Source organism: Vibrio sp. Y29_XK_CS5 (genome assembly GCF_024181835.1).
GTDB lineage: Bacteria > Pseudomonadota > Gammaproteobacteria > Enterobacterales > Vibrionaceae > Vibrio > Vibrio harveyi.
Window position 1 is genome coordinate 126,521 of the sequence record NZ_JAMZAM010000001.1, and the last position, 23,767, is coordinate 150,287.

Here is a 23,767-nt window from a genome sequence, read left to right on the forward strand (position 1 = left end):
GGCAAGGCGAGAATTGTTTAGAACGAACGCTCTTCATAAGTGTGTTGCACAGGTTGCTTGAGTTGACTGATCAACTCTTGGAACGCCGCAGAGCTTTGGCCGTTGCTCTGATTGTCCGTTTGGCATTGTTTTACCAAGGTTTCCAACAGCGCCCATTGTTTTCTTGCTTGCGTGCCAATTTTGGCAGGCAGAGCATTGAAAATTCGATTCACACTGGTTTCGTTGCAAGGGAGTCCAAGCGAGCGCATCAACTGACTTCTTTCACTCGCCGAGCGACTAAGTCGATTCAAAATTGGCGTTTGCTTTTGAATGTTCTCGCTAAGCGATTCCCCATCAAACTTCAAATACAGCGTTTTTTGTTGCTGAATAAGCTCTAGCAATTGCTGGTAGAGTTTAATGTCTTCCGCTAGGGAACGAACAAATTGTTGAATGTGCTGCGATGCGGCCGTTGCCATGCATGACTCCTAGTGCGCTGCGTTACTCGTGACCAGTGTGGAACTGCATTACTGCTTTGGATAGTGCTTTGGTATCCAGATTCAGTTCACCACGTGCTAATGCGTTGCGGATCTCTTCAACCTTTGCCATATCTACGTCTGGCAGTGATTTCATTTCTGCTTGAGCGCGATCGATGGCGGCAGTGTTAGCTTGGAATGCTGGCTCGCGAGTTTTGCTCTGTGCGATGGTTTCGACAGGCTTCTTGCTTGCTTGCTGGAATTTCGTTTGTGGGACATGACCGCCCGCGACTTTGTCGATTTTCATGCTGTTGTCCTCAATCATCATGTTCTAAATCGAATAGGCGACTAGGGTGTGATGAACATTAAATATTTATTTTTTGTACTCGAAGTTCACCTGTGCTGACGAGTGTAAAAATCAAAAAATGATAACCTGAGTCCAAAATCAGAACTGAGTATGTACTTGATTTAACCCTGTCACGACTGCTCGTATCACTTTGCTAGAGCTGATGTTTTCTACATCGATCTGCTGACCTTTCTTTCCCTGTTCTAGGGCGACGCCTTTGGTACTGGCGCTAAATCCATCTTTGCTCGCAACAATAATCACCTCGTTGCCTTTCTCAACCAGAGCAGGGGAGCTTAGGTTTGAAGGATCAATAATTTGTCCGGCGCGAATACGGCGAGAGGTCTCCAATCCTACCGCTTGGCTCACTTGTGTGTAGAAGTCGTCTTGGCGCGAAATCGTGCGCGTTTCAGATTTTAAATGAGTCGCGGAGATCGTTTCGTTACGCCCAATTGTGCTGGTCGCAACGAGGACAGGGAGTGTCACTGCAGATTTGATTGTAACGTTGATTCGCCAAGGAGAGGTGATGTCCTCACAACTGACCGCGCGCTTCAAATTGCCAACAGGCAGTGGGCGATTATCTCGTCCTGCGATGACCAAAGGCGACGTACAGGCGGGCAAGTGATTGGCAGAACCCGGAACCCAAATACGATATTCGAGCTGATAGGTTCCCCAATGGTGTGAACGCGCGATTTGTGCGACTTCTTGCTCAAATTGTTCACTGACGGTGACTTTTAGTTCGTTCGCCGTGAGGGTTTTCTCTGCGGCAGCGGCACTTATCGAACTGGCACTCAAAACCAAACCACAAAGCAGCATAATTTGGGGAAATCGACCTTTCCCCTTGTTTTGAGTGGTTTCCGTAAACCGGAAGCGAGGCTTCCTTCCTTGTTTGTAATTCATTGATTTTTATAAGTAATTTTTATGGCACGCATCTTGTTTCATTCTTGGCGTATTCGAGCCGACTTGAAGGAAAGATGCATGGCGATCACATTCGAAAATGCGTTAGGTGTACATCCAGAGGCACTTAATTTTCGCGTTCAGCGTACCAAAGTCCTCGCCAGTAACCTAGCAAATGTTGATACCCCAGGGTACTTGGCAAAGGACCTGAGCTTCACCACCGTGATGAACAATATGTCGACGGGAAGTGTGAGCAAATCAGTGCCGAAGTTTCAGGTAGAGGCGCAATATTCAGTGCCTTACCAAAACAGCAAAGACGGCAACACCGTGGAACTTGGTGTTGAACAAGCCAAATTCACACAAAACAACATGGACTTTCAAACCAGCCTGACGTTTCTCAACATGAAATTCAGTGGCTTGGCGAAAGCGATTGAGGGACGTTAAACATGTCATTTACTGATATCTATTCGATCACTGGCTCAGCGATGACGGCGCAAACCGTTCGTCTGAACACGGTAGCCAGTAACCTTGCAAACGCCGATGCGGTGTCTGCCAACCCAGATGATGCCTACAAGGCACTTAAACCTGTGTTTGCAACTGTGTATCAAAAAACGCAAATGGCAACAGAGAACAGTGCTTATCCAAATGCAGAAGTTCGCATTGTGGATGTTGTGAAAAATGCAGGGCAGGCAGAGAAGCGCTTCGAACCTAATAACCCATTGGCAAACGATGAAGGTTACGTGTACTACCCGGATATTGATGTGGTGTCAGAAATGGCAGACATGATGTCAGCGACACGCAGCTTCGAGACCAATGTCGAGGTATTGGCGAATGTGAAAAGCATGCAGCAAGGTCTGCTTCGATTAGGGCAGGGTAGCTAATGAGTATTGCACAATACACCCCACTGTCTTCCGATAAGCCGGTAACAACCAAGTCTGGCAGTGACGCAAGTGTCTCTGCTAACCCATCAGATATGAACAGTGCCAGCTCACTGCAAAATGAGTTTATCTCGTTGATGGTGGCACAAATTCAAAACCAAGACCCACTAAACCCGTTAGACGGAACCGAGTACGTTGGTCAACTTGCGCAGTTTTCTCAGGTGCAGAGTACCGAAAATATGTCGAAGTTAATGCAAAACAGCATGGTGTTACTCGACAACATGCAAGTGCTTTCGACCGCTGGTTTGGTTGGTCAAACCGTGTACGTTTCATCGAATGAGTTTGAACTCGGTGAAGGCGCGCAAAACGGCAAGATAGAACTAGAACATGGTTCTAACCAAGTAACGCTAGTGGTGAAAGACCAGTTTGGTCAATCAACGAAAGTGCCTCTTGGCGCGCACGCTGCTGGTGATTTGGAATTCTCCATTAATCCTGAAGAGCTCGGTTTGAAACCGGGTAAGTACACCGTTGCGGTGGAAGTTCAAGATGGGCAGAAAAGCCCTAAAGTTTTGCTGGCAGGCACGGTTGAGCAGGTTCGTATTCCAAGCTCAGGTGGCTCAGCACTGGTCAATGTTCAAGGCGTTGGCAACGTTCCTTTCTATCAAATTACTCAGTTTGGTGCTTAACCAAATAAGGAAATCAGAGGTTATTTATGAGTTTTAACATCGCACTTAGTGGTCTGGACGCGACCAATACAGAATTGAACACCATCAGTCATAACATTGCTAACGCATCGACGTATGGTTTCAAAGGCGGTCGTACTGAATTCGCGGCGGTTTACAACGGCATGCAGCCAGGCGGCGTAGAAGTGGCGTCAATCTCTCAGAACTTCGAAAAAAACGGTTCTGTAACGGGGACTGGCAGAGCAATGGACCTAGCAATTAACGGCAACGGTTTCTTTGTGACCAAAGACTCTATGGGTCAAATGCTCTACACCCGTGCTGGTGTATTTAGCACAGATAAGAACAATTTCGTTACCGCGAACAACGGAACCAAACTACAAGGCTACAGCGTTGACAACAATAATAACCTGCAAACAGGTTCAGTCGGCGATATCAAGGTATCCACTTCTTCTCTGAGTGCTAAAGCAACAAGCAGCTTAGAATTTGTTGCTAACTTCGATGCAAGTGCGACCAAGATTGATCAAGCGGTTTATCCATTTAATTCTTCGGACCCTAAATCATTCAACTCTTCTTACACCACCAAGGTTTTCGACTCGCTAGGCAATTCCCATACGGTGACTCAGTACTTCACTAAAACGTCAGATAACGAATGGCAAGTGAATGTAGAAGTGGATGGCGCGCCTACGACTCCTGCAACAGCTCAAACCGTTCAATTCAATACCGATGGTACGCTGGCTTCTCCTGCTGGCGCATTTAATGTGGCATTCCCAGCCGCGGGTGCAAACGCAATGAGCGTTGATATTAGCCTTTCAGGTAGTACTCAGTTTGGTGCTGCATTTGGCGTGAGCACCAATAATCCAAATGGTTACACATCGGGTGAACTTGCTGGCGTTAGAGTGGAAGACAACGGCATGGTTTACGCGACGTACACCAATGGTCAATCTCAACTTCAAGGTCAAGTAGTGCTTGCGGACTTTGCTAACACGCAAGGTCTATCGAAAGTGAGCGGTACCGCTTGGACACAAAGCTTTAGCTCTGGTGCGCCGATCATGGGCGTTCCGGGTACAGGTACACTGGGTGACCTTACTCCGGGTGCATTGGAAGGTTCTAACGTTGACTTAACCAGTGAGCTTGTCGCGCTAATGACGGCGCAGCGTAACTACCAAGCGAACGCCAAAACCATCTCAACCAACGACAAGCTAACTCAAGCTCTGTTCAACGCAGTGTAATGGGAGTATTGCATGGATAGCTTGTTATTTACTGCAACGTCTGGTGCGAGCCGAGTTCTTAAGGCTCAGCACGTTCGTTCTAACAACTTATCGAACGCCGACACCGCTGGTTTCCGTGCGGATATGGAACGTGTTCGAAGCGTTGAATTGCAAGGTGCGGGCTTTGATGGTCGCACCATGGTGGTGACGAACTCTGCATCGACGCGTTTTGATTCTGGCGACATCATGAAAACGGGACGTCCTTTAGACGTTGCGATCATGGGTGAAGGCTACCTAACAGTAGAAACACCGGCTGGAAATGAGGCTTACACGCGTGCGGGTAACATCAAAATCGATACGTTTGGTGCCATGAGTATCAATGGATTTCCCGTTGTGGGTGAAAACGGACCAATGATCGTGCCTGATTTTCAAAAGATTGAGATCAGTGAGCGCGGTCGCGTGTCTGTGATCCCACCGGGCGGTGGTGCAGAAGTTGAAGTTGGCACTTTAAAAATGGTGAAACCTGCCATTAACCAACTTCAGAAAGAAAGCGACAGCTTACTGCACAGTGTTGATGGTGTGCCTTTTGTTGCTGATGAAACGGTGCAATTGGCACCAGAGCATATCGAAGGTAGTAACGTTTCAGCCATCGATGAACTACTCAGCGTGATGTCACTGACGCGCAACTTCGAGATGCAAGTTCGCATGATGAAAACCGCAGAAACCTTGGCGCAAGCCGGAAACAAATTGATGGCAGCGAGATAACACTTTTTGCTCAACGTAAATCGTGCTTCTAGATAATTCCTGCCACAAAGGAGATAACCAATGCATTCAGCATTATGGGTAAGTAAAACGGGCATGGCAGCTCAAGATACAAAAATGACTGCCATCTCGAACAACCTAGCAAACGTCAACACGGTCGGCTTTAAGCGTGACCGAGTAGTGTTTGAAGACCTGTTCTACAGCATTCAGCGTCAGCCAGGCGCGCAAGTTGACCAAGTTAACGAGCTACCAACCGGTGTTCAGTTGGGTTCTGGTGTTCGTGTCGTGGGGACGCAAAAAGTCTTCACACAAGGTAACACACAAAACACGACTGGTGAGTTTGACTTGGCGGTAATGGGTCAGGGCTTTTTCCAAATCGAAAACTCTGACGGTCAGATCATGTACACCCGAAATGGTCAGTTCCATATCAACTCAGAAGGTTTGATGGTGAACAGTCAAGGTCTACCACTAGAACCTCAAATTCAGATCCCAGATAACGCCATTTCATTCTCTGTTGGTGTGGATGGCACGGTAACAACCACGTCAGCAGATGACCCGACGCCGCAACAACTAGGGCAAATCACTCTGGCTAAGTTCATTAACCCAGCGGGCTTAGAAGCAGTGGGTGGCAACTTGTTCCGTGAAACAGCTGCAAGCGGACCAGCTGACGAGTTAATCGCAGGTGAAGATGGCGCGGGCAGCATTAAGCAAGGTGCTTTAGAAGGCTCTAACGTGCAAGTTGTTGAAGAGATGGTCGACATGATCACAACTCAGCGCGCATACGAAATGAACGCAAAAGTCGTTTCTGCAGCGGATGACATGCTGAAGTTTGTCGCACAGGCAATGTAGGTAAGAAATTGGTGATGATGAAGGAAAAAGCAATGAAATGGCTTTCGAAAAGTTGGGCAGTTGCCGTCGTGTTGCTGGTGGGATGTGCTGGGCGTCAGGAGTTTATTCCGCCTGAACCAAATGCAGAGGAATACGCGCCGCCGGTGTTGGATTACACCTTGCCAGAAGCAAACTCAGGTAGCCTTTATCGTCACCAATACACCATGACGTTATTCCAAGACCGACGTGCCTACCGTGTTGGTGATGTCTTGACGGTGCAGCTATCGGAAGAGACGGAATCCAGCAAAAAAGCAGGCACTAAGTTTGGTAAAAGCTCCACTGTAAATTTTGTTGCGCCAACCATTGGCACTAAAACCATCGATGAATTGGGTGTAAGCGTGGACGGTAGCCGTAATTTTGATGGCAGCGCTTCTAGTTCACAGGGCAACAAATTACAGGGTGCAATCACGGTTACTGTGCATGAAGTGTTACCAAATGGTGTGCTTCGTATTAGCGGTGAAAAGTGGTTGCGACTTAACCAAGGCGATGAATTTATTCGCCTAACAGGCATCGTGCGTGTTGATGATATCAACCGTAGCAACCAAGTTTCTTCTCAGCGTATTGCAGATGCTCGTATCACCTATGCAGGTCGCGGCGCATTAGCTGACAGCAACGCAGCTGGGTGGCTGACGCAGTTCTTCAACAGCCCATGGGTACCATTCTAATGAAGCCAATTAACGCATTCTTTTCTTCTTTCCTATTGGCATTGACCTTGGGACTTCCTGCCACTTCGCAAGCTGAAGTGGAAATTCCGATCATGGACTTGGTGGATGTTCAGGGCATCCGAGAAAACCAATTGGTCGGCTACGGTTTGGTAGTGGGCTTGGCAGGTCAAGGAGATCGGAACCAAGTTAAATTCACTGCTCAATCGATTACCAACATGTTACGCCAATTTGGTGTACAAATTGATGACAGCATGAACCCGAAACTACGTAACGTGGCATCGGTGAGTGTTACTGCATCGGTAGACCCAATGGCGGGACCTGGTCAAACACTCGACGTCGTAGTCTCTTCAATTGGTGATGCGAAAAGCTTACGTGGCGGTACGCTATTACTTACACCACTGCGCGGTATTGATGGTGAAGTTTATGCCATCGCTCAAGGTAGTGTGGTAGTTGGCGGCTTATCGGCAGAAGGCAAAAGCGGCTCCAAGGTAGAAGTGAACACACCAACTGCAGGTCGTGTTCCAAACGGTGCAACGTTGGAGCGAGAAATCGAAACAGACTTTAACCAGCGTGGTGAAATCACGTTAAACCTTCGTAAACCAAGTTTCACTACCGCAAAAAACATCGCCCGCGAAATCAACAACACCTTTGGTCCAAATGTAGCGAAAGCAATCAACAAAGCACGCGTTGAAATGCGAGCACCAATGGATACCCAGCAGCGTGTAACCATGATGTCGATGCTAGAAGAGATGAGCGTGGAAGAAGGTCGTAAACCGGCTCGAATTGTTTTCAACTCTCGTACTGGCACCGTTGTCATCGGTAAAAATGTCAAAGTGGGCGAAGCGGCAGTTAGCCACGGTAACTTGACTGTCCGTATATCGGAATCGCAGCAAGTTAGCCAGCCGAACGCCTTTGCTGGTGGTGATACAAAAGTCATAGATCAAACGCAAATTAACGTTGATGAAGAGCTTGCACAAATGGTGATATGGCCGCCGGGAACGGAGCTGAACACCATCGTCAATGCAGTGAATAGCTTAGGTGCAACACCGACGGATCTGATGTCGATTCTGCAAGCACTCAGTGAAGCGGGTGCGTTGAATGCCGAGCTTGTCGTGATTTAAGGAGTTTGAGATGAAATTAGATACAAGTAACGATCAAGCCAAACTGAGCTCCATGTTGTATCACGACAATAGTGCGCTAGCGAACATCAAGAGAAGCCGTGATCAAGAAGGTGCCTTGGAAGTGGTTGCAGGTCAGTTTGAAGCCATGTTTCTGCAAATGGTGCTTCGTCAAATGCGCAGCAGTAGTGACGTGTTGGCTGACAAAGACAGTCCATTTGCTAGCCAACAACAAGGTGTGTTTCGCGATATGTATGACGGTCAACTGGCAATGGAGCTGGCTAAAAAGCAAAATGCGGGCATTGCCAATATGCTGGTTCAACAGCTAAGCCCATCAATGCGTGAGGTAGCATTCGACCAATCACGCAGTATCTCTTCGGCGAATGATGGAAAAGTGACCTCGCTTGAACGCAAGTCACAACTTGAAAGTGATGATATCGCCACAGTCACTGATGCAGTTAATTCCGTGCAGCAAGTGGTCGCCTCTGTTAAACAAGTGCTCGGTGAAGCCGGTATGACGACCGCGTTTACTCAGCCGCTGATCAGAAAAATGGAGCTGTAAATGAACCTTGTTAATATCGGCCTTTCAGGCTTGAACGCAAACCAAGTCGCACTTGAAGTGACGGCGCAAAACGTGGCAAACATCAATACGCCAGGATACAGCCGTCAACAAGCGCTTATGGCATCTGTAGGGGATGGCAAGTACAACAAGCTCAGTCCGGGCATTGGTGTTGAAGTCACAAGTATTCGCCGCGTAACAGACCAGTTTTTGGTCAAACAGACTTGGTCGACAAACAGCCTAGCGTCATACTCAAGTGGTTACACTACCGCAATGAGCCAGCTTGAAAGTACGCTTGGCGCTGATGGTTTTAGTATTTCTGCGGGCTTGGATTCGCTTAACGCAGCTTTGAATGATGCCACAGTAAAACCAGAATCAATTCCATACCGTCAGCAAATTATCAACGAATCAGAAGCGTTAGCGCGTCGCTTCAATACATTAACCGAGTCGCTTCATAATCAGCATAAAGACATGAGTGAGCAACGTAATGCGGCGTTAAATCATGCCAATAGCTTGATGACGAACATCGCTCACATAAACAAGCAGATTGTCGAAATGCAGGGAACGGGCGGTAACCCAGCTCAGCTAATGGATACTCGTGATGTTTTGATTGGTGAGCTCTCTCAGATCGTTGAAATCAAGACAACGGATCAAGCTGATGGAAGCATGCAGGTGACACTCGCTTCAGGTCAGCCTTTGGTGATGGGGACTGATTACGGTCAGCTAACGTCGAAGCCAAATCCTTCCGATCCTTATCTTGCTGATTTAAATGTTGAGTTTGCTTCTCAAAGTTTTGGTCTCGATCAATCTGTCGGCGGCAAATTGGGAGCGATTAACGACTATCAAACAGAAATCCTAATGCCAAACCAAGTGGCACTAGACGATATGGCAAAGGCGATGGCAGACGAGTACAACGCGGTACTTGCGACGGGTAAAGACCTTAAAGGTAACCCGGGCAAACCTTTGTTCAGTTACGACCCAGCAAACCCTTCATCTAGCTTAAAAATTACGGGAATCAGCGCAGAGGAATTGGCATTCTCAAGTGATGGCGCGCCAGGTAATGCCGACGTACTGAATAACTTGATTAAGTTGAGCAACAAACCGGTCGCCATTACAGGTTTTGGTTCTTTGAGCTTGAACGATGCATTTACCGCAATGGTTGGTGAAACGGCGATTAAAGCGCGCCAAGCTGCGGCAGATTATGAAGCAAAAACCGCAATGAACAAGCAAGCTCACGCAGCACGCGATAATGTTAGTGCGGTTAACAGTAATGAAGAAGCGGCGAACTTGATGACGTTTGCTAACGCACACAATGCCAATATGAAAGTCATTAGCACAGCTAACCAACTTTTCGATGCTGTATTGCAGCTTTTCTAAAGGGAACTCGATATGCGAATCAGTGACACTCAATTCAGCCAAATGATGCTGCAAAGTCTGCAAACCAACAACGCAGGCTTGGGGAATGTGCTACAACAAATGTCGACAGGTAATCGACTGACCAAGCTTTCAGACGATCCAATGGCGTCCATTAAGCTACTTAACCTTGAGCGTGAAAACAGCGCAATCGGTCAGTACCAAAGCAATATTGCCAATCTTAAAACGACGCTTTCTGCGCAAGAAACACATTTGGATTCTGTGAATGAAAGCCTGAAAAGTGTTCGCGATTTGGTGCTTTGGGGGGCAAATGGCTCGTTAACCGATGATGACCGCAGCGGCATGGTTACCGAACTAAAAAGCTACCGAGACGCCATACAGTCGTCCTTTAATGCACAAGACGAAGAAGGTCATTACTTGTTTTCAGGCACCCAAACCGACAAACCAGCGGTGAGTAACGGGGGCGGTGTTTACCAAGTAGACGGCAACAGTGATAAGCGTGTTGTGACGGTTGCTAAAGGCGTCACCATGGAATCCAACATGACCGCTAAAGACATTTTAGAGCTTGGCAGTGGCGACAATGTGCTGAACCAACTTGATGCTTTAATTGCAGAATTTGAGAAGCCGAGTCCGAATTTTCGAGCTGAAGTGGACGCTAGCCTTGCTGCCATTGATGATACCTCTGCAAACGTATTAGGTGCTATCACAGAGATTGGTGGACGCCACAACAACCTAGATCTGATGGATGGAGCTCACGGCGAAAACAAGCTGTTTGTTGATAAAGTGACGAACGATTTGTCTGCGCTCGATTACGGTGAAGCATCAGTACGTTTGAGCAACTACATGGCAGCGTTACAAGCAACGCAAGCTAGCTACGTTAAGATCAACGATCTCAACCTGTTTGATCGTATTTAAGGAAGTTTTATATGGTGATGAGCACAGTAGAGGTAAGACCCCACAGTATACGCTTAGGTGGGCAAGAACAAGCCTCTATCATGCCGACCCGCTCAGCGGATACGAGCAGTGCGATTAAACCGCGTCCTAGGCAAGTTCAGGCTGACACCGCGTCAGCCTATTCTGTTTCCGGTATTCAGCTTACTCAAGGTCAGCAACAAGCAACCGCTGTGCAGATCGCATCAAAATCGCTGCAAGTGATTGGTAGAGAGCTGACTCAAATTAAGCGAGGTTTGACCCAAGCCGTTAGCCAAGGAACACAGAACGTCCCCGGTTTGCAAGACAGCTTAGTTCGCTCCAAAACGTCCATTCAACAAGTGGTTGATCAGGCGCGTTTTGATGGACAAAAGGTGATTGATAACGAACTGCACCTAAAACTGGATAAAGCCGATATTCGCCGCTTCTCTATCCCGGGTTTGAACGTACATCGTTTGAGTGAAAAAGCAGAGCAAATTCGCTTGGATTTTCCGCAGGGTCAATCGGTGATGATCCAGTTTGACGGTCAGGCGGATGGTGCGCGTACGGTGAAAATGCTCGATCGCAGTTTGATTGCGATGGGAATGCGCGCATCACTGGCGGAAGACGGCACTATTTTATTTGAAGCGCGCGATACTGCTTATCAGCAAATGCAGCAAAAGGTATTGGTGACGGGTGAAGGGCATCGATTCCCAGCGGGGCACGCTAATGTTCTGAACCTAAAATCGGAACCTGACGGTATTGCAGAGTTAAGCTTTGACCTAGGTTCTCGCGATGGCATCAAACAAACTATTGCCAAGGTGAATCAGCATTTAAGACAAGTGCAAACCAGCTTGGAAGAAGCCAAAGCTTTTCACGGTGAGTTGAGTGCTCAGATGCGTTCGGTGCAAAGTAAATCTAACCAGATGAGTGCCGAGGATGTGAATTCGAAACTCGATGGATTTATGGCAACGTCAGATCAATTTACCTCAACGTTCCAAGCGCTTAATGCACAAGCGAATGTGCGTCGCCATACGGTTGTGGCGCTCCTGAAATAACCTTTCAAGAACACTCCAAGATTCCCTTCTCGATTCTATATGTGGTTTCAAAAACCAGAAAAGAGTTGGGAATCGCCTTTCTAGTTCGCTATTAAAAGAGAGATTCCTGACACTTAATTCCTCAACTCTGAAAAGACGATCATTAGGCGCGTATTCCGCTTTAGAATTCGTCAACTGCTCAATACTCTTCTGGGTCATTCCCGAGAGCGACGAAGGAGCGACGTCGGGAATCTCTTTCTTAGTTCAAACTCTATTCTGCTTGCTCAACAGGTCCTGCAACCGAACGATGGAGTTTTTGGAACAACCACCCAAGTCCAATCAGTGACGCCCCTAACCCCAAGAAGCTAACCGCTCGCCAGAAGCCATCTAGTGAACTTACATCCCACAAGAATACCTTAAGCGCGACGCACGCCAACACTGCCAAACCAATACGTTGAATCGTCATCGCTTTACGTGTTGCGCCTACCCAAGTGAGTAAGCCGCCGACAATCAAACCAGCAATCGAGTAGGTAAACAGCTCTGCCATACCCGTTGGTTGAGCTAGCGTCATCGAGATAGGCTGCCAGAATTGGCGAATCGACATACCTAGCCAAGCTGCCGTTAAGATAAGACCAAAGCTAGTAACAATAGGACGTGGGATTTGCAATGTGTCCCAGTGTTTGTAAGTGGTTACTAGCAAAATAATTGCAGGCAGTAGCCAGCCGAGTGATAGCATGTTAAACACAGGCATGGACTCAGCGGAAACATTATTGACCATCAACGGTGAATCAAGGCTATTGAGTAGCAACACCAACACAACAAAGACGCCCCAAAGTAGGTAGCTGTAAGCTTGATAAACACGTTCTAATTGTTGCGCGAACTTGCTGCGATAGCTGTAAACCAATCCCATCACTAACGCTTGGTTGGCAAACACAATGGCAGAAGTGAAATCGACGTAGCCAAGGTAGCCGTATTGCCCCGTCAGCCAGTAGTTGGTCTGAGTGAACACTGCCATCAAGAACACGTGTAAAAATGCACCTTCAAACCAATTGGCGAGTTCTGTATCTGAGTGATGTAATACAGTACGAGCGTAAGCAAGAATCGCCAAAGACGGCAAGTAACTGATCAATACCCAAGCCCAGTGCCCAGCATTAACGGGTTGCCACTCTGGAATGAATGGTAGCAAAGTCAGACGTATGACCAAGATCCCCATGGCAACTTTCACTGCCCAACTTGCAGGGCGGAACAGGTTGGCTTGAGTTTGTAATGCCATTACTGCCACTTGAATCGAAATGGCAGTCGTAAGCCATGTGTCATTGAGCCAAACAAAAGCCGTTCCTGCAATGATGGCGTGCATGATAGCTGAACACTCCAGCGCCAGAGCTTTGAATTTCTGTCCGAGTAAGGCGTAATAAACCGCAATCACTGCGGTGAAGAGTGTCCAAGCAAAAACATGACGACTCATAAACTCGTACGCGTAGAGCAGGGTAATCAATGTCATTGCTGGGGCAAGAACAAGGAAGAGGATACCCGTCAGCCGTGAGTGATCACCTGCTAGTGTCTGGAATAACGTTCGCAGTGCAATCAACGCAATACTGACACCGAGCGCAACCAATACTGGTGTTTGCCCCTCTGCCATATAGATAGAGTCAAGCGCGATAGAAAGCAGCATGATTGCGGTAGAAGCCACCAAAATTGATGGTAAAAAGATTCTTAACGACCAAGCCTTTCGAACGGCTGGTAGCCAAATCATGGCAATAAAGAATACATAGAAGTAAACTATCTCTGCGGTATCAACGCTGGACATGCGAGCCAATGCCGACAGTATTAACAACGTGATAGCCAGAGCAATGCCTGTTGGCGGATGTGTCCACTTACCTTGGCAATGACGGTAACGCGGTTTGAGCATCCAGCCCATTCTTGGTACGACAAACAACAGGTACAAACTGAGTGAAAGGAAGAGCGTAAGCCAAGAGAATAGTTGCTCTATTGGTATGCTTTCGATCAGCAGAAGCATCCACAAAACATGCGGCACGGTCATCGATGGTGAAATCCAAGCGTGTCGGATCTTTTGCATTAACAAAGTCGCGGCAACTGAAATCGCAGTGATATAGCCCGCGAGCAAGTAATAGTTGGGCTCTGCGCCGCCAATCCACAGGGGCGCGGAGTAGCCGCCGATCAAACCAAGTACAGCCATTAAAGGTCCCTGGCGCAGGGAGAGAGCTAAGCTCGAAAATGCGGCGCCCGCTAAGATCAGCAGCGATGCACTAGGCGATAATAGTTGATAGAAGACAAACGCAAAGATCACCGTGCAGTAAATCCCTGTTAACCCTGTTCCGGTAATGGCAGCAGGTACGTAAGTAAAACCTTTCGCTCGTTCTGCTCGGTCTGAGGATTTTTGCTCACGGCGATGGAACCACTCACCTGCTATCACGGTAGCAAGGGAGATTGAGAATGCGATGGTCACACGCATGATTGGTGAGAACTCGATATGACTGCCAATCACTTGCACGAGATAACCGCCACCAATCAACATGGCGAGCGCGCCAACCCAAACCAACCAATTTTCTTGGATGTTGGTCAGCAGTTTATTGGCTTGCTTCTCAAAAACGGATTCACTGCTATGGGCTAAACCACCTATGTGCACTTCGTCGAGTGACGGGAGGCTCGGCTCAACAATCGGTTGTGGCACTTCTTTGGCTGCTAGAGACGCAGTTATTGGCTCTGGATCTGATTTAGGCTCTGGATCATTAGGCGGTACGGGACTGTCTGGTGGTGTTGACGCATGCAGTGCTGCTGTAACCTTATGCTCAGGCTGTGGAGTCGTTGATGTATCTCCCTCAAACCAACGCGCACGCAGCTCTGTCAGTTCTTTATGAAGCAGAGACACTTCGTCTTCGAGCCTTGATATTCGACCGACTGCTTTCCATGTGATGACTATGGCACAAACCGCCAAGATAACCGCCAATGAGATTAACAACTGTTGCACTCCCTTCCTTGTTTGAGAACCCTTAACTTTGAGCAACTTAGCTAAGTTTAGTTCACTGTGTGGCAAGCTAACGGGATATATACCCAAGTGACTTCAAGATGCAGGATTCAGAGCGTTGTCATTGATTCTCTGTTTTTACCGAAAGCTAGCAAGGAAAACAACGTAGCGTAATAGCCCGCTCTTTCCAAGTTGTTTGACGCAGCAATCGGGTCAATGACACGCTCCCAAAGGGCGAGTTGACTGGGCTTGTATACTTTGTTGTCGATTCTTGATTTAGACCCGCTAGACCTTTAAATCGCCGCCGCGTCTACAAACCCAGTCATTCTCGCTGAACCGAGCATCTCGAGGTTACTTGGGTATACAACACAGACCGAGAATTTTGAGGGAGAGTCGCATATTTGAACGAAAACTGGCGGAGCATTCACACTAAACTAATCTTTTTTATAGAGTTAATTGGTTTTGGGCGAAAGCTCACCATAACAATAACAAATTAGGTGATGATAAATGCAAGTGGGCAACGAGGCGCTGGTGCTGTCGGCGGTTGGGGTTATCGGTTTAGGTTGTCAATGGTTGGCGTGGCGAATGCGCTTACCTGCCATTCTGTTCTTGCTATTAACAGGGATCATTGTTGGTCCGATTCTGCAATGGCTCAATCCAGATGACATTCTCGGGGATTTACTCTTCCCCTTAGTTTCCCTCGCTGTGGCGGTGATTCTATTTGAGGGCAGTTTAACCCTTAACTTTAAAGAGATCCGTGGCGTGAGCGGTTCGGTGTGGAGCATCGTGTCTGTCGGCGCAATCATCTCTTGGGTGGCAACCAGTGTGGCGACGCACTATTTCCTTAACTTTACTTGGGAGCTTGCGATTTTATTCGCCAGTTTAACCGTCGTTACTGGTCCAACGGTGATCGTACCATTGCTAAGGACCGTGCGCCCAAGCTCCAAACTCGCCAATATTCTGCGTTGGGAAGGCATTCTCATTGACCCACTAGGCGCGCTGTTTGTGGTGATGGTGTACGAGTTTATTGTCTCGCACAATGCCGTAAACAGTATCGAAGTATTCGGTACCATCATTGCGGTGGGTTTGATTCTTGGTGTTGCCTCCGGTGCTGCGGTATCTACCGTTTTGCGCCGAGCTTGGCTGCCGGAATACCTTCAGCCATTTGCGGTATTGATGGTGGTGCTCGGTGTGTTCTCGATTTCTAACCAAATGGAATCGGAAGCAGGGCTACTGACGGTTACCGTTATGGGCATGTGGTTAGCAAATGCAAAGGGCATCAACATTCAGCAGATCCTGCACTTTAAAGAACACTTAACCATCTTGTTGATCACCGGGTTGTTCATCTTCTTAGCGGCTCGAATCAGTCTTGATGACTTTGCCGCGCTTGGCATTGGTGCGGTAATGTTGTTTGTTTTCATGCAGTTGGTATCGCGTCCACTTTCGATTTTCGCTTCAACTATTCGCAGTAACTTAACCTTCAAGGATAAGCTGTTCCTCTCTTGGGTTGCGCCGCGCGGTATTGTTGCAGCATCCATCTCGTCTCTGTTTGCTATCAAGCTGACAGAATATGGCATTTCAGAAGCCATGCTGTTGGTGCCAATGACCTTCATGGTGATCATCGGCACCGTGGTACTACAAAGTGCGACGGCTCGCCCTATGGCTAAAGTGTTGGGCGTGGCTGAGCCAGCACCGAGAGGCTTTCTATTGATTGGCGCAAACCGAGTGGCGCAAGAGATAGGAAAAGCACTGGCGAGATACGATCGCAAAGTTCTGCTCACCGATTCTAACTGGGATTACATCAGCCAAGTTCGCATGTTGGGCTTAGACCATTACTACGGTAACCCGATCTCTAGCCATGCGGATGATAACCTGAACCTGATTGGTATTGGACAAGTGGTGGCACTGACGCCAGACCAACACTTCAATATCATGGCGTGTATGCAATTTGTCGGCGAATTCGGCGAAGATAAAGTACATTGCCTGCAGAAAACCAAATCTAACGGCAATGAAAAACACTCGGTTGCCGAAGAGTATCACGGCAAATTGCTGATGGGTGGCAACGTCAGTTACACCCAAATGGCAAGTTTGTTGAGCCAAGGGGCAGAAATCAAACACACCAAGCTAAGCGAGAGTTTCACCTACCAACATTACCTTGATCACCACAAAGACAATTTGATGATTCCGCTTTTCCATGTTGAAGAGAAAGGCAAAATTCAATTCTGTGATGATCCAGACCAGTTCAAACCGCCTACAACCAGCACTGTGGTGGCGCTTATTCAATCGGTCGAGACTCAATAGCGCAAATGGCGTATAGAACTGCCACTCTTGGCACATCGGAGTGGCAACATTGTTAATCGTTACCCAAGCTTAATAGAGCAGTGAGGCGCAGTGTTTTAAACGCTGCTCCTTAATATGATTCCTTAGTCATAAGACCAGAGCCCACAAGGCTCGATTCGGCAAATAAATTGTTCAATTTCCGAATTTTCGCATTGACGGCAATGACAAGGATCGCAATACTGCGCGACTGTTTTACTTTAGGGTGACATTATGGCTCCGCAATCTAATCGAAAAGACTTACATCTAGACGCTGTTTTACATCATGACATGAACATGAAAAGCAAAACGGCGGGCTTTGAGTCTGTCGAATTTGAGCATTGCGCATTGCCTGAATGTGACTTTAACACCATCGATCTTTCGAGCGAGTTTCTTGGTCATTCATTGGCGTTGCCGTTTTTGATCAGTTCGATGACTGGCGGCGCAAAAGACGCAGAAATCATCAACTGTAGTTTGGCAGAAGCGGCTAGTGAAATGGGCATTGCGATGGGGGTTGGCTCACAGCGAGTGAGCCTAGAAGACAGCCTACATTCAGGCCTGGGTAAAACCATTCGTGATCTCGCCAAGGGCGTGCCTTTGTATTCCAACCTGGGTGCCGCTCAACTGAGAGACAAACAACGTCTCGACAACGCCCAACGTGCGGTCGACTTTATCCAAGCGGACGCTTTATTTGTGCATCTCAACCCTATGCAAGAAGCTTTTCAACAGAATGGCGACCATGATTGGATTGGTGTGCTTAAATCGATTGAGCAGCTAAAACAGCGCATTGATGTTCCGATGATCATCAAAGAGGTGGGTTTTGGCATCAGTGGCGCAGTGGCGAAACAACTTGTTGAAGTAGGCGTGGATGCGATTGATGTTGCGGGCGCTGGTGGTACAAGTTGGTCAGCGGTCGAAGGTTACTGTCAGACAGACAATAAGATGCAGCGCGCAGCTGAGTTGTTTCGTGACTGGGGTATCCCAACGGCTAAGTGTTTAGAGCAAATTCACGCTCAATACCCTGACTTACCTTTAATTGCGTCTGGCGGCGTGCATAACGGCTTAGAAGCCGCGAAGGCGATACATCTGGGTGCCAATCTAGTTGGGCAAGCTGGTGCGGTATTAAAAGCCGCAACAATCAGCACACAGTCTGTTGTCGATCACTTTGAACAAATGGCATTAGAGCTGCGTTTAGCGTGCTTTGGTTCCGGCTCTGTAAATCTCCAAGCATTGACCCAAGCTCGTCGTCTTTAGCTCAACGGCTAATATTTACTCGCTTATTGATACAGTTAGGTTGATTTCGCCGAATTTCACGTCTTTTACAGAGTGAACGTCGATAAATTGTCTGAGTCTTAACACTTGCGCTGATATTTTGGGTATAGTCCATTCATCAATTGAAAGTGGAACCTGAATTTATGAAAAAATTGGTAATGCTACTGCTAGCGGCAACAGCGCTTACCGCATGTACTGACGAAGTGGGCACAGAAGCTTGGTGTAAAGACATGCGTGACAAGTCTAAAACAGAGTGGACCGCTGACAACGCAGTAGATTTTGCAAAGCACTGCGTTCTGCAAGATGGCATCGGTAGCGAGCAGTGGTGTGAAGATTTAAAAGAGAAGCCAAAAGGCGATTGGACAGCCAACGAAGCGACAGACTTTGCTAAGCACTGCGTGTTCTAAATTGACCGAACAAAAATGAGAAAGCCGAGCACTATGCTCGGCTTTCTTGTATCTGAAGGTCATCAACACCGACACTAACATCGATATCTACGTCGGTGACCTTTTGTAGAGTCGGCTCAACGGCATTCTTATGGGTTCTCTTGGTGACGTTCTTTTGTAGCAAGAGGTTATTTGGATAAGTCGAAAAGTCGCCGTCTTCATGCTTTATCAAGGTGTGAAACAAACGAATGTCTATGATCGTTCCTTCAATTCCTGCGCCATCATCAATACGAATGTTATCGCCGACACGGTAAGGGAAAACGAAGAAGATAAGAAAGCTAGCAGTGATGTTGCTCAGAATTGACCACTGAGCAATAAAGCTCACGCCTAGAACGGTAAACACAGAAGAGAGGAAGATAGAAAAATTCCCGTAGCCAATGCCGCTCACGAGCAAAAACGTAGCAAATAAGAAGACGAACAACAAAATGTTCACCGTTCTGGTAATGAATAATATTCTTGGTGGTTTGACTTTTTTATTCCGCGCTAACGTAGTGAGTGCTTTCGTCGCGATCGTACTGAAGATTTGATAAGCCAAAATGAAAATCAGACCGAGCAGTATGTCGTAGTCACTCAGGATTTGTAGAAATTGTTCAATCGATGACAGCATTACGTTCTCCTCTGTATAGGGCGAGTGTACGGTCAACCATCGGAAAAAGCGTCAAGTCTCTCTCAGCAAAAAATCATATCTCTCTCATGTCATTTTATAAGCCAAAGAAACCGTTTCTTTTGGTACGAATTTTTCACCTTTGGTGGTTTTTAGTTTATTTAAAGCCATGAAATTAAGGTGTTTATTTGTTTTATATTTTCTTTATCTTTTTCTAAGTGCTTTGTGATGTGGTTATGAAACTGGTGAATACAATAGCCTTCCTCTGATTAACCACAACCTTGGAGAAAGTGATGACACTTATCGCGATAAAATTGCTTTACGTGTTCTACAAAGCAATGAAAAGACGCTACTCATAATCGCGTCATTAGGGAACAACTCACCCAAAGCACCTAAGAACGGAATACAGACTTCCCCATGTTAGAGAGGGGATTTGAGCGCAAGGTAGTGCCTGCTTAGGAGAGAGTGGATATTGAATAACTATTCTTTCGTACTTTGCACAGAGAACTTAAATAATGAATCTCGACTACTTTATCGCCTTCGGCACCTTACTCATGTTAGAACTCATTCTGGGTGTCGATAACATCGTCTTTATTACCATCATGACTGAGCGTCTTCCTGCTCATTTGCGTCAACGCGTACGTAATCTCGGTATCGGTTTAGCAGTGTTAAACCGCATTGCACTGGTATTTTCGGTATCTTGGTTGCTGTCTTGGAAGGAACCGTTTGTCGAATACCAAGGGGTATCACTTTCTTGTAATGATCTTATCTTTATTGTCGGCGGTGCATTCCTGTTGTTTAAAGGCATCAAAGAGCTTTGGGCGTGGGTCGTGCCTATTGAAACTCCGCCACATCAATTCTTTGCTGGGCAAGTTGGCACAGTAATATTGCAGATTATTGCTGTGGACGCGGTGTTTTCTCTCGATTCGTTGATTATTGCGGCAAGCCTAACGCAGGACATCACCATTCTTGCTGGCGTGATCATCTCTTCGAGTGTGATTCTGATGTTGATGGCGAATAAAGTTCAGGCTGTGATTACTCGCCATCCGGGATTGAAAGTGCTCGCGCTACTGTTCCTGATTGTATTAGGTGCGCTGCTGATTGTTGAAGGGTTAGGGCTGAATATCGATAAGCACTACGTTTACAGTGCGCTTGCGTTTGGTTTGCTGCTTGAGCTATGCCATATCTTGATCAGCCGACAACCTTCTTCTCGACGTGTGGCAGGGCAATATTTCTAAACTTTAATGCGAAGCTAACCACTATGGATTAGCTTCGCTTTTTACGCTTTGCAGTTCTTTAATCATGGTGTCCAAGTTGCTGTCAAAGAACAATGGACCCGCAAGTTTCAGTGCAATTGGCGACGACGTGTTTTGTGTCGCTTGCAAATACAGTTCTTTTGCCCCACTTGTATGACCGCGAGCTTCTTCCGCTTTCGCTAGTAATAGATAGGTTAAGGACGTTTGCTGATTGTACGGAATCGACAGCAGTATTTGTGATGCCTTATCTGGGTTATCTTCCGACAGCGCCAAGATTGCGTTGGCTTCACACACTCTTGGGTTATTCCCTCGCTTCAACACCTCGGACAAAGAAGAAGAGTACTCTTTGTTCAGTGTTTCAATTACTTGCTTCTTATTCGCTTCATCTTTTGCAAATACTCTCATGACCTCACCAATGTAGCTCACCGAAATGGTGTAGGCATTATCTGGTGCGAGGGCTTTTGCTTGACGAAAATATGCCATCGCATTTTCATAGCCAGCGTTGTTGTACAAAGCGCCCGTCCCAGACATCAAGGCTTTTACTGCTTCTGGATCTTTAGGGAAGATCGACACATTGTGTTCCAACTCTTCTTCCGGCACTTCAATGTACATCGCGCGCAGCATGTCATCGATCATGGATGGGAAAGTTTGATGAAAACGTTCAAAGTTGGTCGAGTAACGACGATTCAAATGAGTCTGCCCTGAAACGCGATTGTGATACTGGAACAACAAACGCAACTTTTTACCATCGCTGCTCTTGCTGGTGGAGATGTTGAACTCTACGGCGGCGAGTTTTCTGTGTTCTTTAGATTTGACTACACGAATATTGCTGTAAAACCCAATGTGTTCCATGAACTTAATGACGATGCCGTACAATTCTGGTCGTGCTTTCACATCCTCACTGACATTCAATACTGCATAACGAAATTCGTAATGGCTTAAGTGCCCGGTGTGAGTATCAGGGTTCGGTTTTGAGTCGTTTTCGCTAAACAGTAAAAATGCCGCCTGAATAAGAACAATCAAAGAAAGTGCACCAATTAAGATGGGTTGTTTGCTCTTTTTAGGACGGTGCTCAACGGCCTCTATCGCGGGTTTCGAGGCTTCAGTTTGCGACTCTTCCTCTTCAATCACCTGATCTTCAGGTTTCTGTATCGCGATTTTTTCCAGTTTTACTTCGCCATCAAATCGATACCCACGCTTTGGGACGGTGACGATGTAGCTGCATTCCTGTTGGCTGTGTTTTTTCAGCACTTTTCTGAGTTCAAATACCGCTTGGGTGACCACTTGATCGGTTAATACACTGCCGCCCCACACTTGCTCGATAAGTTCATCACGCGTGTGAGTCAGTCCTGGGTTCAGACACAAGAACTCAAGCAACTTTGAGAGACGGTTATCAATCGTAATGCATGAGTCAGCAAACTGTATTTGCCCCTCATTGGGCACAAAACGCCACTCATCTACGATAAAACTGATGTTTTTGTCAGGCATTCACGCTCGCTCTTCTATTTTTTATTCATCTCATTGAGTAAATGTAGTCTCAATTGAATGATTTTGCTGACAATTTAAAGCGCGAGTAACGTGATTTTCTACATATTTCGTTATCGGAACACCGATTTCCGCTCTCTACCTCTAATGCTTTCCTTTTTACCTAGGAAATCAACACAGAATGGAAGAAAAGTTCCAATTAATTTGTTTGTTTTATTCTCTTTTTTGATGTTTAAGTTTATGTATTTATTGGTTTTATATTTTGTTTATATGCCAGTGATGAAGTTTTATTAACTGCTGAGCTTTACGTTATGTCACAGCGGCGAAAACACAGGATGATGCATCCCACACCGCAAGTGAGGGGCGAGCTTCTTAAAGAGAAAAGGCGCAACGTTCCCTGAAGTCACTTGCAATAAGGAAATAAAAAATTGATGCATGAGCATCACGTACTGAAGGACTAGGGAATGCTAGTCAACCTTTTATATTGAGAGTTATTAAGAAATGAAACTGAACAAATTTATTCTTCCAATCGCTGCTATCTTCTTTGCTACACAAGCTGCTGCTAACCCATACATTGGTGCTAGCTACCTATATTCTGAATACCAAGTAAAGAACGAGAACACAGACTTTAGTGATCAAAACAGCGGTTACAACCTTTACATCGGTTACCAGTTTAATGACCTACTATCGATTGAAGGTGGATATGCAGATTTCATCGATACGCACAAAGACTTCGAGCACATCTATTCTGATGCTTGGCTAGCGAGTGCGAAACTAACACTACCAATCACTATTTTCGACGTTTACGGTCGTGTCGGTATGGGTCACTTCCAAACTAACCTTGGTGATTCAAACGACATCTACTACGGCGTAGGTGCTGGTGTGACATTGGGCCCAGCTCGCGTTGCACTAGAGTACACCATGTACGAAGCAAAAGTTGTTGAGAACAGCTACGCGCTAAGCGCAGAGTTCCGCTTCTAAAAAAAGCAACGACTTGTCCTAGTTGTTTTCCACTGCGCTTATGGAAGAGTGCGGTGGTTTTCTTCGTTCCATTTTTGCAAACCTGACTTACTTATCTTTATTTCGTTGTATGGGACTGGCATGGTTACCGTAATTCCAATAAGAGAAGGACTAAAAAATGGAAGTACTCAAAGGTTCATGTCTGTGTGGCAAGGTAAAAATCGAAGTTGCGGATGAATTCAAATACATGGGCAATTGTCATTGTTCTGAATGCCGCAAGTTTACGGGTTCTGACTATTCATCGGCGGGAGGTGTTGCACTCGACAAGCTGATAGTTATCGAAGGTGAAGAGCATATCCAAACCTATCAGAAGAGCGCAAATACCGAACTCTCATTCTGCCGTCATTGCGGATCTAGCCTCTATTCGAAAAAGAACAACGGTATTGTGAATGTTCGTTTAGGTATCCTTGACGATATCCCTGCCGACAAACCGAGTTTCCACATTTTTGTAGGTTCGAAAGCGCCATGGAATGAGATTACTGATGAGCTTAAACAGTTTGAAGCGGAGCCTAAGCTATAGGTCGGTTTCTTGCTGCGTTTAGTACAAAATCGCTAAGGATTTAAAGTTGTGAGATAGAGCCACTCAATTGAGTGGCTTTTTGCTTTTGA

The 23,767-nt window shown here is 46.6% G+C and carries 24 protein-coding genes; 18 read left to right on the forward strand and 6 right to left on the reverse strand.

Annotated elements, in window-relative coordinates; translation table 11 throughout:
• Nucleotides 1–17 precede the first annotated feature (17 nt).
• The 3 genes from flgN to flgA form a co-directional block, all read right to left on the reverse strand.
• Complete coding sequence (flgN, locus tag NL647_RS00595; protein WP_253649467.1) at nucleotides 18–455, reverse strand: flagellar export chaperone FlgN; 438 nt, start codon at nucleotides 453–455, stop codon at nucleotides 18–20.
• Nucleotides 456–477: 22 nt separating this feature from the next.
• Nucleotides 478–759, reverse strand: coding sequence for a flagellar biosynthesis anti-sigma factor FlgM (flgM, locus tag NL647_RS00600; protein ID WP_009696912.1), 282 nt, complete (start codon nucleotides 757–759; stop codon nucleotides 478–480).
• A 138-nt stretch (nucleotides 760–897) separates the two neighbouring features.
• On the reverse strand, nucleotides 898–1,695 hold the full coding sequence (gene flgA / locus NL647_RS00605; protein ID WP_080992796.1) for a flagellar basal body P-ring formation chaperone FlgA: 798 nt from the start codon (nucleotides 1,693–1,695) through the stop codon (nucleotides 898–900).
• A gap of 78 nt (nucleotides 1,696–1,773) precedes the next feature.
• Here flgA and flgB point away from each other — a divergent pair, with 78 nt between their 5' ends.
• Genes flgB through NL647_RS00665 form a run of 12 tightly spaced genes read left to right on the forward strand, consistent with a single transcriptional unit; the run spans nucleotide 1,774 to nucleotide 11,794 of the window.
• Nucleotides 1,774–2,136, forward strand: coding sequence for a flagellar basal body rod protein FlgB (flgB, locus tag NL647_RS00610; RefSeq protein ID WP_005445380.1), 363 nt, complete (start codon nucleotides 1,774–1,776; stop codon nucleotides 2,134–2,136).
• Between the two features lie 2 nt (nucleotides 2,137–2,138).
• Nucleotides 2,139–2,573: a flagellar basal body rod protein FlgC gene (gene flgC / locus NL647_RS00615; protein ID WP_005445378.1), complete on the forward strand. Its 435-nt coding sequence runs from the start codon at nucleotides 2,139–2,141 to the stop codon at nucleotides 2,571–2,573.
• On the forward strand, nucleotides 2,573–3,256 hold the full coding sequence (flgD, locus tag NL647_RS00620) for a flagellar hook assembly protein FlgD (protein WP_005445377.1): 684 nt from the start codon (nucleotides 2,573–2,575) through the stop codon (nucleotides 3,254–3,256). Before flgC ends, flgD begins: the two co-directional genes overlap by 1 nt.
• Nucleotides 3,257–3,282: 26 nt before the next feature.
• Entirely contained in the window at nucleotides 3,283–4,482 is a 1,200-nt protein-coding gene (flgE, locus tag NL647_RS00625; RefSeq protein ID WP_005445376.1) for a flagellar hook protein FlgE, read from the forward strand.
• A gap of 12 nt (nucleotides 4,483–4,494) precedes the next feature.
• Nucleotides 4,495–5,226, forward strand: coding sequence for a flagellar basal-body rod protein FlgF (gene flgF, locus NL647_RS00630; protein ID WP_029789141.1), 732 nt, complete (start codon nucleotides 4,495–4,497; stop codon nucleotides 5,224–5,226).
• 60 nt (nucleotides 5,227–5,286) lie between these two features.
• On the forward strand, nucleotides 5,287–6,072 hold the full coding sequence (flgG, locus tag NL647_RS00635; protein ID WP_005445374.1) for a flagellar basal-body rod protein FlgG: 786 nt from the start codon (nucleotides 5,287–5,289) through the stop codon (nucleotides 6,070–6,072).
• Nucleotides 6,073–6,104: 32 nt separating this feature from the next.
• On the forward strand, nucleotides 6,105–6,776 hold the full coding sequence (gene flgH, locus NL647_RS00640) for a flagellar basal body L-ring protein FlgH (RefSeq protein WP_009696916.1): 672 nt from the start codon (nucleotides 6,105–6,107) through the stop codon (nucleotides 6,774–6,776).
• Nucleotides 6,776–7,897, forward strand: a complete 1,122-nt coding sequence (locus NL647_RS00645) for a flagellar basal body P-ring protein FlgI (protein WP_005445371.1) — start codon at nucleotides 6,776–6,778, stop codon at nucleotides 7,895–7,897. Before flgH ends, NL647_RS00645 begins: the two co-directional genes overlap by 1 nt.
• A 10-nt stretch (nucleotides 7,898–7,907) precedes the next feature.
• Nucleotides 7,908–8,456 (forward strand): rod-binding protein, encoded by a 549-nt coding sequence (locus NL647_RS00650; RefSeq protein ID WP_005445370.1) that lies wholly within the window; start codon nucleotides 7,908–7,910, stop codon nucleotides 8,454–8,456.
• Nucleotides 8,457–9,830 (forward strand): flagellar hook-associated protein FlgK, encoded by a 1,374-nt coding sequence (flgK, locus tag NL647_RS00655; protein ID WP_005445369.1) that lies wholly within the window; start codon nucleotides 8,457–8,459, stop codon nucleotides 9,828–9,830.
• 12 nt (nucleotides 9,831–9,842) lie between these two features.
• Nucleotides 9,843–10,742: a flagellar hook-associated protein FlgL gene (gene flgL, locus NL647_RS00660; RefSeq protein WP_005445368.1), complete on the forward strand. Its 900-nt coding sequence runs from the start codon at nucleotides 9,843–9,845 to the stop codon at nucleotides 10,740–10,742.
• An 11-nt stretch (nucleotides 10,743–10,753) separates the two neighbouring features.
• Nucleotides 10,754–11,794, forward strand: a complete 1,041-nt coding sequence (locus tag NL647_RS00665) for a hypothetical protein (RefSeq protein ID WP_005445367.1) — start codon at nucleotides 10,754–10,756, stop codon at nucleotides 11,792–11,794.
• Nucleotides 11,795–12,044: 250 nt separating this feature from the next.
• Here the strand turns inward: NL647_RS00665 and NL647_RS00670 are convergent, their stop codons facing one another.
• Nucleotides 12,045–14,762, reverse strand: coding sequence for a DUF2339 domain-containing protein (locus tag NL647_RS00670; RefSeq protein ID WP_253649468.1), 2,718 nt, complete (start codon nucleotides 14,760–14,762; stop codon nucleotides 12,045–12,047).
• Between the two features lie 504 nt (nucleotides 14,763–15,266).
• Here NL647_RS00670 and NL647_RS00675 point away from each other — a divergent pair.
• The 3 genes from NL647_RS00675 (at nucleotide 15,267) to NL647_RS00685 (ending at nucleotide 18,754) form a co-directional block, all read left to right on the forward strand.
• The gene (locus tag NL647_RS00675) at nucleotides 15,267–17,060 is read left to right on the forward strand and encodes a sodium:proton antiporter (protein ID WP_253649469.1); all 1,794 of its coding nucleotides are present in this window, start codon (nucleotides 15,267–15,269) and stop codon (nucleotides 17,058–17,060) included.
• A 249-nt stretch (nucleotides 17,061–17,309) separates the two neighbouring features.
• Nucleotides 17,310–18,329 carry a type 2 isopentenyl-diphosphate Delta-isomerase gene (fni, locus tag NL647_RS00680; RefSeq protein ID WP_253649470.1) on the forward strand — a complete coding sequence of 340 codons (1,020 nt, stop codon included), beginning with the start codon at nucleotides 17,310–17,312 and terminating at the stop codon, nucleotides 18,327–18,329.
• A 161-nt stretch (nucleotides 18,330–18,490) separates the two neighbouring features.
• Nucleotides 18,491–18,754, forward strand: a complete 264-nt coding sequence (locus NL647_RS00685; protein ID WP_079325002.1) for a DUF3012 domain-containing protein — start codon at nucleotides 18,491–18,493, stop codon at nucleotides 18,752–18,754.
• Between the two features lie 31 nt (nucleotides 18,755–18,785).
• Here NL647_RS00685 and NL647_RS00690 read toward each other — a convergent pair whose 3' ends face one another.
• A complete protein-coding gene (locus NL647_RS00690; protein ID WP_029789135.1) occupies nucleotides 18,786–19,400 on the reverse strand; it encodes a mechanosensitive ion channel family protein in 615 nt (204 codons plus the stop codon).
• 512 nt (nucleotides 19,401–19,912) lie between these two features.
• Between NL647_RS00690 and NL647_RS00695 the strand changes: the two genes are divergently transcribed.
• Entirely contained in the window at nucleotides 19,913–20,635 is a 723-nt protein-coding gene (locus NL647_RS00695; RefSeq protein WP_009705022.1) for a TerC family protein, read from the forward strand.
• A 21-nt stretch (nucleotides 20,636–20,656) separates the two neighbouring features.
• Here the strand turns inward: NL647_RS00695 and NL647_RS00700 are convergent, their stop codons facing one another.
• Nucleotides 20,657–22,141, reverse strand: a complete 1,485-nt coding sequence (locus tag NL647_RS00700; RefSeq protein ID WP_253649471.1) for a winged helix-turn-helix domain-containing protein — start codon at nucleotides 22,139–22,141, stop codon at nucleotides 20,657–20,659.
• Nucleotides 22,142–22,639: 498 nt separating this feature from the next.
• Between NL647_RS00700 and NL647_RS00705 the strand changes: the two genes are divergently transcribed.
• A complete protein-coding gene (locus NL647_RS00705) occupies nucleotides 22,640–23,119 on the forward strand; it encodes a porin (protein WP_038868315.1) in 480 nt (159 codons plus the stop codon).
• Between the two features lie 157 nt (nucleotides 23,120–23,276).
• A complete protein-coding gene (locus NL647_RS00710; RefSeq protein WP_009696921.1) occupies nucleotides 23,277–23,678 on the forward strand; it encodes a GFA family protein in 402 nt (133 codons plus the stop codon).
• Nucleotides 23,679–23,767 lie beyond the last annotated feature (89 nt).